This window comes from Mesorhizobium waitakense (assembly GCF_056431085.1).
The window spans coordinates 1-6613 of record NZ_JBWKME010000011.1; the positions used below are offsets into that span (position 1 = coordinate 1).

Annotated in this window: 7 protein-coding genes and 1 pseudogene; 4 read left to right on the top strand and 4 right to left on the bottom strand. The window is 63.8% G+C overall.

The window, feature by feature from the left end:
- Positions 1 to 95 precede the first annotated feature (95 nt).
- Both AC07FD_RS01130 and AC07FD_RS01135 read right to left on the bottom strand, forming a co-directional pair.
- Entirely contained in the window at positions 96 to 1280 is a 1185-nt protein-coding gene (locus tag AC07FD_RS01130) for a trans-sulfuration enzyme family protein (protein ID WP_478348301.1), read from the bottom strand.
- On the bottom strand, positions 1277 to 2716 hold the full coding sequence (locus tag AC07FD_RS01135; RefSeq protein WP_478348302.1) for a pyridoxal-phosphate dependent enzyme: 1440 nt from the start codon (positions 2714 to 2716) through the stop codon (positions 1277 to 1279). The genes AC07FD_RS01130 and AC07FD_RS01135 overlap by 4 nt, the downstream gene beginning before the upstream one ends.
- A 344-nt stretch (positions 2717 to 3060) precedes the next feature.
- Here AC07FD_RS01135 and AC07FD_RS01140 point away from each other — a divergent pair, with 344 nt between their 5' ends.
- Together AC07FD_RS01140 and AC07FD_RS01145 are read left to right on the top strand one after the other, a co-directional pair.
- The gene (locus AC07FD_RS01140) at positions 3061 to 3393 is read left to right on the top strand and encodes a hypothetical protein (RefSeq protein WP_478348303.1); all 333 of its coding nucleotides are present in this window, start codon (positions 3061 to 3063) and stop codon (positions 3391 to 3393) included.
- A complete protein-coding gene (locus AC07FD_RS01145) occupies positions 3390 to 4163 on the top strand; it encodes a cysteine hydrolase family protein (protein ID WP_478348304.1) in 774 nt (257 codons plus the stop codon). Before AC07FD_RS01140 ends, AC07FD_RS01145 begins: the two co-directional genes overlap by 4 nt.
- Positions 4164 to 4186: 23 nt before the next feature.
- Here the strand turns inward: AC07FD_RS01145 and AC07FD_RS01150 are convergent.
- Positions 4187 to 4447 (bottom strand): annotated as a pseudogene (locus AC07FD_RS01150) (winged helix-turn-helix transcriptional regulator); the annotation flags it as partial.
- 68 nt (positions 4448 to 4515) lie between these two features.
- On the opposite strand from AC07FD_RS01150, the gene AC07FD_RS01155 reads away from it, so the two are divergent.
- Entirely contained in the window at positions 4516 to 5286 is a 771-nt protein-coding gene (locus AC07FD_RS01155; RefSeq protein WP_478348305.1) for a type 1 glutamine amidotransferase domain-containing protein, read from the top strand.
- A gap of 47 nt (positions 5287 to 5333) precedes the next feature.
- Here AC07FD_RS01155 and AC07FD_RS01160 read toward each other — a convergent pair whose 3' ends face one another.
- Entirely contained in the window at positions 5334 to 5705 is a 372-nt protein-coding gene (locus tag AC07FD_RS01160) for a hypothetical protein (protein WP_478348306.1), read from the bottom strand.
- A gap of 90 nt (positions 5706 to 5795) precedes the next feature.
- Here AC07FD_RS01160 and AC07FD_RS01165 point away from each other — a divergent pair.
- A protein-coding gene (locus AC07FD_RS01165; RefSeq protein ID WP_478348307.1) for an IS5 family transposase occupies positions 5796 to 6561 on the top strand; the annotation gives its coding sequence in 2 pieces (ribosomal slippage) (positions 5796 to 6218 and positions 6220 to 6561; 765 coding nt in all).
- The last annotated feature ends 52 nt before the right edge of the window (positions 6562 to 6613 follow it).

Below are 6613 nucleotides of genomic sequence, written 5' to 3' on the forward strand. Positions count from 1 at the left end.
CTCCCCGTCACCATACGGGGAGAAATGCCCGGCAGGGCAATGAGGGGCGGCGCCGACATTGGTGAATATTCACGCGTGCGAGCTGCGGCGTGCCCTCACGCCCCCAGCGCCTGGTCCAGATCCGCGATCAGATCATCGCCATCCTCGATCCCCGCCGACAGCCGCACCAGCGAATCCGAAATGCCGATCTCCGTCCGCTTCTCGGCCGGGATCGAGCCATGCGTCATCAGCGCGGGGTGTTCGATCAGGCTCTCCACTCCGCCGAGGCTTTCGGCCAGCGTGAACAGTTGCGTGCGTTCGAGGAAGCGTTTGGTGCCGGCGAGGTCACGGTCGAGCACGGCTGATATCATGCCGCCGAAGGCATGCATCTGCTGGACGGCGATGGCGTGCTGCGGATGGCTGGCGAGGCCGGGATAGATGACCCGGCGCACGTCCTTGCGGGCCTCCAGCCACTGCGCGATCTTGAGGCCGTTGGCGGAATGGCGCTCCATCCTGAGCGCCAGCGTTTTCAGGCCGCGCAGCGCCAGAAAGCTGTCGAACGGACCCGAGATGGCGCCGATGGCGTTCTGCAGGAATTTCAGCTGCGCGGCGAGGTCCTTGTTGTCGCCAACCACGGCGACGCCGCCAACCATGTCGGAATGGCCGTTGAGATATTTGGTCGTCGAGTGGACGACGATGTCGATGCCGAGCTCCAGCGGCCGCTGGATGTAGGGGCTGCAAAACGTGTTGTCGGCGACGGTGAGAACCCCCTTGCGCTTGGCAAGGGCGGCGACGCCTTCGAGGTCGACGATGCGCAGCAGCGGGTTGGTCGGCGTCTCGACCCAGAGCAGTTTCGTCTCCGGGCGGATCGCCGCCTCGACGGCGGCAAGGTCGGTGAAGTCGACGAAGCTGACCTTGAGATCGGCCGAGCGCTTGCGCACCCGCTCCATCAGCCGGAAGGAGCCGCCATAGATGTCGTCGGTGGCGACGATATGGGCACCGCTGTCGAGCAGCTCAAGCACGGTGGCGATCGACGCCAGGCCGGAGGCGAAGGCAAAAGCTGCCGATCCGCTTTCGAGGTCGGCCACGGCGCGCTCGAAGGCGAAGCGCGTCGGGTTCTGGCTGCGGGCATATTCGAAACCCTTGTGCACGCCGGGCGACTGCTGGCCATAGGTCGAGGTGGCGTAGATCGGCACCATCACCGCGCCGGTCAGCGGGTCGTGGCTCTGGCCGCCATGGATGGTCCGCGTCGAGAAGGCCAGGCGATTTTTGCCCGATGGTGGTGGTGTGTGGCTGGTCATCGTGCGCGCCTCAAATGGTTGATCAGGTCGATGCGGGTAATCAGGCCGACGAACTCGTCGCCGTCGAAGATGATGGCAACCTCGTTGCGGTCGAACACCGGCAGCAGCGCGTCGAGCGTCTGGCTGGCCTGCAGCGTGTGCAGGCTGGAGGTCATCGCCGTGCGCACCGGGCCGTTGAAGCGCTCCCAGCGGCCGTCATAGGGGCCGTCGACATGGGCGAGGATGTCGCTCTCGTCGACGATGCCGATGAGCTTGCCATTGTCGAGCACCGGCAGCTGCGAGACATCGGAGCGGCGCATGCGGCCATAGGCGTTGAGCAGGCTTTCGTCGGGACCGACATAGACGGTGTCGCCGGTACGGTGGGTGCGCATGACCAGGTCGCGCAGATCGCCATGCTGCTCGTGCTCAGCCAGGCCCTGTTCGGCCAGCCAGAAATCGTCGAACACCTTCGACAGATATTTGTTGCCGCTGTCGCAGACGAAGGTGACGACGCGCTTGGCGACCGTCTGCTCGCGGCAATAGCGCAGAGCGGCCGACAGCAGCGTGCCCGACGACGAACCTGCCAGAATGCCTTCCTTCGACAAGAGGTCGCGCACCGCCAGCATGCTCTGCTTGTCCGGGATGGCGTAGGCGTTTTTCACCAGCGACAGGTCGGCATTGGGCGGCACGAAATCCTCGCCGATGCCTTCCACCGTCCAGCTGCCGGCCTCTTCCATCTTGCCGGTCTTGATCAGCGGCGCCAGCACCGAGCCGACCGGATCGGCGAGCACCATTTCGGTCTTCGGCGACACTTTGGCGAAGTAGCGGCCAAGCCCGGTCAGCGTGCCGCCCGAACCGACGCCGACGACCACCGCATCGACATCCCTGTTGAGCTGCGAAAAAATCTCCGGACCGGTGGTCGTCTCATGTGCCAGCGGGTTGGCAGGGTTGGCGAACTGGTTGGCATAGAAGGCGCCAGGCACTTCGGCGGCGATCTTCTCGGCCATGTCCTGGTAATATTCGGGGTGGCCCTTGCCGACATCGGAGCGGGTCATGCGCACTTCGGCGCCGAGCGCGCGCAGATGCTGGATCTTTTCGCGCGACATCTTGTCGGGCACGACCAGCACGATGCGGTAGCCCTTGGGGATGCCGACCTGGGCGAGACCGAGACCGGTATTGCCGGCGGTTGCCTCAACGATGGTGCCACCTGGCCTGAGCTTGCCCTGCTTTTCGGCGGCGGCGATCATCGACAGTGCGATGCGGTCCTTGATAGAGCCGCCGGGGTTCTGGCTTTCAAGCTTGATGAACAGCCGGCACTTGCCGGTGTCGAACTTGGTCAGCTCGACCACAGGCGTCTGGCCGATCAGGTCGAGAACCGACGCATAGGGCGGACGCAGGCGGGATGTTGCGCTTTCCGGGGGCGCACTGCCAGCCGCGGCGATCTTCTGCTCGCTCATATCGATGCTCCATGATCAAGCGACCGCCTCGGGCAGAGCGGCAGCGTATCCTCTTTTCCAGCCCTTTGCAGTCGGAAAGAAGATAGATCGTGCCAATCAACCGGCCAGATGGAGAATGTCATTCCACAATCTGGCGGCGCCGCCCTGACAGGCTGATTTCCTCGGCACGGCCACCGATCGTTTCGACGCACCAACTCGTTCGTTGCGAGCCGCAATTTCCGCATGCTAGCCGGGAGGTATGAGGCGCCCTGATGCGGTCGCTGATGGCGTCGGCAGCCAAGGATCGCGCTTCGTTGTCCGCAGTGGAGCGGGTCAGTTCGGGGCCAAACGCAGGGAAACCTTCGATGAAGATCATTGCCTATGACAATTTCAAGCCCGGCGTCACCATCGACGATCTGAAACCCTATCTGCGCGACGAGGTCTCGAATGTCTGGCGGCTTTGGAAGGCGGGGATCGTGCGCGAAAACTACGCACGCGCCGATATCGGCGGTGTGATCATCGTCTTCGAGCTCGAAAGCGTCGAGGCGGCAAGGCGCTACACAGACGATTTTCCGCTGTCGAAGGCCGGGCTGCTGGAATGGCATTTTCTCGCCTTCGACGCCGCACCCTTGCCGCTCGAATATCTGTTTGATCCCAGCGTCGACATCGCCCAACCCTGGGACCGGACGGCCGCATGATCCGGTCGAGCGAAGGGATCGAGATGCCGACCAGCCTGGCGGAGTGGTGCGATCCGCGCCGCATGGCGCTGGTGATCTACGACATGCAGGTCGGCATCTGTTGCCAGATCGCCGGCGCGGCGGCGATTGCCGAACGCACCGGCGTTGCGCTCGAAGCGGCGCGCTCGGCGGGCATGCGGGTGGCGTTCACGCGCCATCTGTCCCTGCCGCGCAAATGGATCGGCGCAACCCAGCTGCGCACCGCCATGGCCTGGCAGCGGCGCGACAGTCCCGACACGGTCGAGCCGTGGTTCCCGCGCGATGCCGAGCCCACGCAAATCATCCCCGAACTCGCGCCACGCGCCGACGAGGCCGTGTTCGACAAGCTGACCATGTCGGCCTTCGATTCCACTGCGCTCAGCTTCGCCATGCACGACTGCGGGGTGCGTGCCGTCGCGCTCGCCGGGGTGGCGATGGAAATCGGCATCGAGCCGACGGTTCGGCAGGCGACCGACAATGGGTTCGTGGCGGTGGTGATCGAGGACGCCTGCGGCTTCGGCAACCAGGAAGCGCGCGACCGCTCGGTGGCGACGCTGAGCTTTCTTGGCGAAGCTGTCATCACCGATGTCGCGGGTTTTGCGGCGCGCTCGCCGCTGGGAGATAGGCGCGCCTTGCTAGGCCTCGATCTCGGTGCGGAAGCGGACGCCGACAGCGCGTCCGTGCACGTCCCCCCAGTCATAGAGCGCCTGCAAGGGGCTGCCAGATCGCGGCCGCGGTCGGTCAAGGTGTAGCGCCCCTTGCCATCGGGCGACGCCTCCAGCACGACAAAGCCGATGTCGACGAGATCGGCGAGCCGCTGCGTCAACATCTTGTCGGACAGCGACGGGATCGTACGCCGCAGTTCGGAATAGCGCAGCGGCTGTTGCTTGATCCGCGCCAGGATCACCGTCTTCCATTTGCCGCCGAGCGCATCGAGCGCGAACTCGACCGGACAGCCGTAAAGTCTACCGCGTTGGGTCATGCACGCATCGTAGGCAAGGCCGGGAAGCGACGGAAGCAGAATTTGCCGGGCCATCTGGCCAGCTAGGCAGCGCAGGGCCGCGTCCGTATCAGTCGGCAACAGGCTTCAAGTGGAGAGCGACGATGAGTGTGCGCGACGCCAATCCGGTCGATGCTAGGAACCCAAAGCGCGTGGCGATTGTCATCGCAAACCCGGCACTCTCGACCACGACCGGGTGGCCGGTCGGCTTCTGGTGGAGCGAGCTCACCCACCCGTGGTTGGCCTTCACCGAACGCGGCTATATGGCGGAGATCTTCTCGCCCGATGGCGGCAAATGCGAGGCCGATGCGCTGAGCGACCCGCGCGATCCATCGGGCTATTCGCAGACCGACCTCATCTCGCTCGACTTCCTGTCGAGCCCGAAGCTTGCGGCCCTGGTCGACAACACGCGGCCGGTGGCGGAGATCGAGGTGGAAAGCTTCGACGCGATTGTCGTCGCCGGCGGCCAGGCGCCGATGTTCACCTATGAGCACGCGACAGGCCTGCAAAGGACGTTCGTCGCCTTCCACGAAGCCGGCAAGGTGGCCGCTGCGCTCTGCCATGGCACCGCGCTGCTGCGCTATGCCCGGCGCGTGGACGGATCGCTGCTCGTGGCCGGCAAGACGGTGACGGGCTTCGCCAATGTCGAGGAGGATTTTGCCGACAAGGCGACCTGGGAGATGGGCGCGCTCGAGCGTGGAAAGCATCTGATGCCGTGGCGGATCGAGGATGAGCTGAAGGCAATCGGCGCCAACTATATCCAGGCCGGACTTTGGCGGCCTTTTGCCGTGCGAGACGGCAATCTGATCACCGGCCAACAGAATTGCTCGGGCGCGGAGACCGCGCGCGCCGTTTGCGAGGCGCTGGGCGGCTGAACGATCCGCGCTCCTCTACCTAGGTTATGAACCCATAAATCCGCAATTCAGATTGAGCGGATCGCCCCCAGTTGAATCCATACCCACTCGGGGTTTCGATCGTCGTCGTCTGCCCATAGATCGACGATTAGGCGTCCCTCGGGGACCGGGACGTTCACATACCTGAAGGCGCTACTGTCCGTAAGGGTGACGACGCCGCTGGGTGCGTTGATCGATCCGCTGAATAGCTTGATACCATCAGACTCACAGGTCTGGTCTGAGATGGTTACCAGTGAGGCACCATCAACAAATGACAGAACCCAGAAAGCGAGGCAGTCGTCGGTTACGGTGACGAATGCCGCACTGACATCCGGCGGGATGGACGCGGCTGACGCCGAGTCTGCCAGAAAGAGGACAGGATGTGCGGTATCGATCTGCATCTCGAACTTTCGCCATGACCCGCCACGCCTTCACCGATTTGCGCGACAGAACACCTTTTCGCGCCTCATGAAAAGTGATTCAGCGTCGGCATGAGCCGATACGACTTAACCGACTTCGAGTGGCGTGTGATCGAACCGCTCCTGCCCAACAAGCCGAGAGGAGTGGCGCGCGTCGATGACCGCCGTGTGCTGAATGGCATCTTCTGGGTGCTGCGATCCGGTGCGCCATGGCGCGACCTGCCCGAGCGCTACGGCCCGCGCACCACCTGCTACAACCGCTTCTCGCGCTGGAGGAAGGCGGATGTTTGGGATCAACTGATGGACGCCATCAGCGCCGCGCACGATGGCGAAATCCAGATGATCGACAGCACTTCCATCCGGGCGCACCAGCAGGCTGCGACGGCAAAAAGGGCGGCAGATCATTGTCTCGGTTGCAGTCGAGGCGGGCTCACGACCAAGATCCACGCGGTCGTTGACGCGCAAGGGCTCCCGATCCGGCTCGGCCTGACCGCCGGGACAGACCCATGACGGCCAGATCGCCGACCGCTTGCTCGACCATCTCGGCCCGCGCATCATCGTGCTGGCCGACAAGGCCTATGACGCGGATCGTATCCGCGAGCTGATCCAGGAACAGGGTGCAACGCCCAACATCCCACCCAAGAGCAACCGCAAATGGAAGCCCTGCTTCAGCAACCGACTCTACCGCGAGCGCAACTTGATCGAGCGCTTCTTCTCCAAATTGAAGCACTTCCGCCGGGTCGCCACCCGCTATGACAAGCTCGCCGCCAACTTTCTTGCCATGGTCCAACTCGCCTCAATGCGCCTGTGGCTGCGCGCTTATGAGTCTACTGCCTAACACTACTTTGGCAGTTTTTAGCGGCGGGCGAGTTTTTGGAATTCCCAAGAGA

What these genes read in the sequence shown, in the direction of transcription:
- AC07FD_RS01160 (WP_478348306.1), bottom strand. Translation starts at nt 5,705, where the DNA reads ATGCAGATCGATACCGCACATCCTGTCCTCTTTCTGGCAGACTCGGCG.
- AC07FD_RS01145 (WP_478348304.1), top strand. Translation starts at nt 3,390, where the DNA reads ATGATCCGGTCGAGCGAAGGGATCGAGATGCCGACCAGCCTGGCGGAG.
- AC07FD_RS01140 (WP_478348303.1), top strand. Translation starts at nt 3,061, where the DNA reads ATGAAGATCATTGCCTATGACAATTTCAAGCCCGGCGTCACCATCGAC.
- AC07FD_RS01155 (WP_478348305.1), top strand. Translation starts at nt 4,516, where the DNA reads ATGAGTGTGCGCGACGCCAATCCGGTCGATGCTAGGAACCCAAAGCGC.
- AC07FD_RS01130 (WP_478348301.1), bottom strand. Translation starts at nt 1,280, where the DNA reads ATGACCAGCCACACACCACCACCATCGGGCAAAAATCGCCTGGCCTTC.
- AC07FD_RS01135 (WP_478348302.1), bottom strand. Translation starts at nt 2,716, where the DNA reads ATGAGCGAGCAGAAGATCGCCGCGGCTGGCAGTGCGCCCCCGGAAAGC.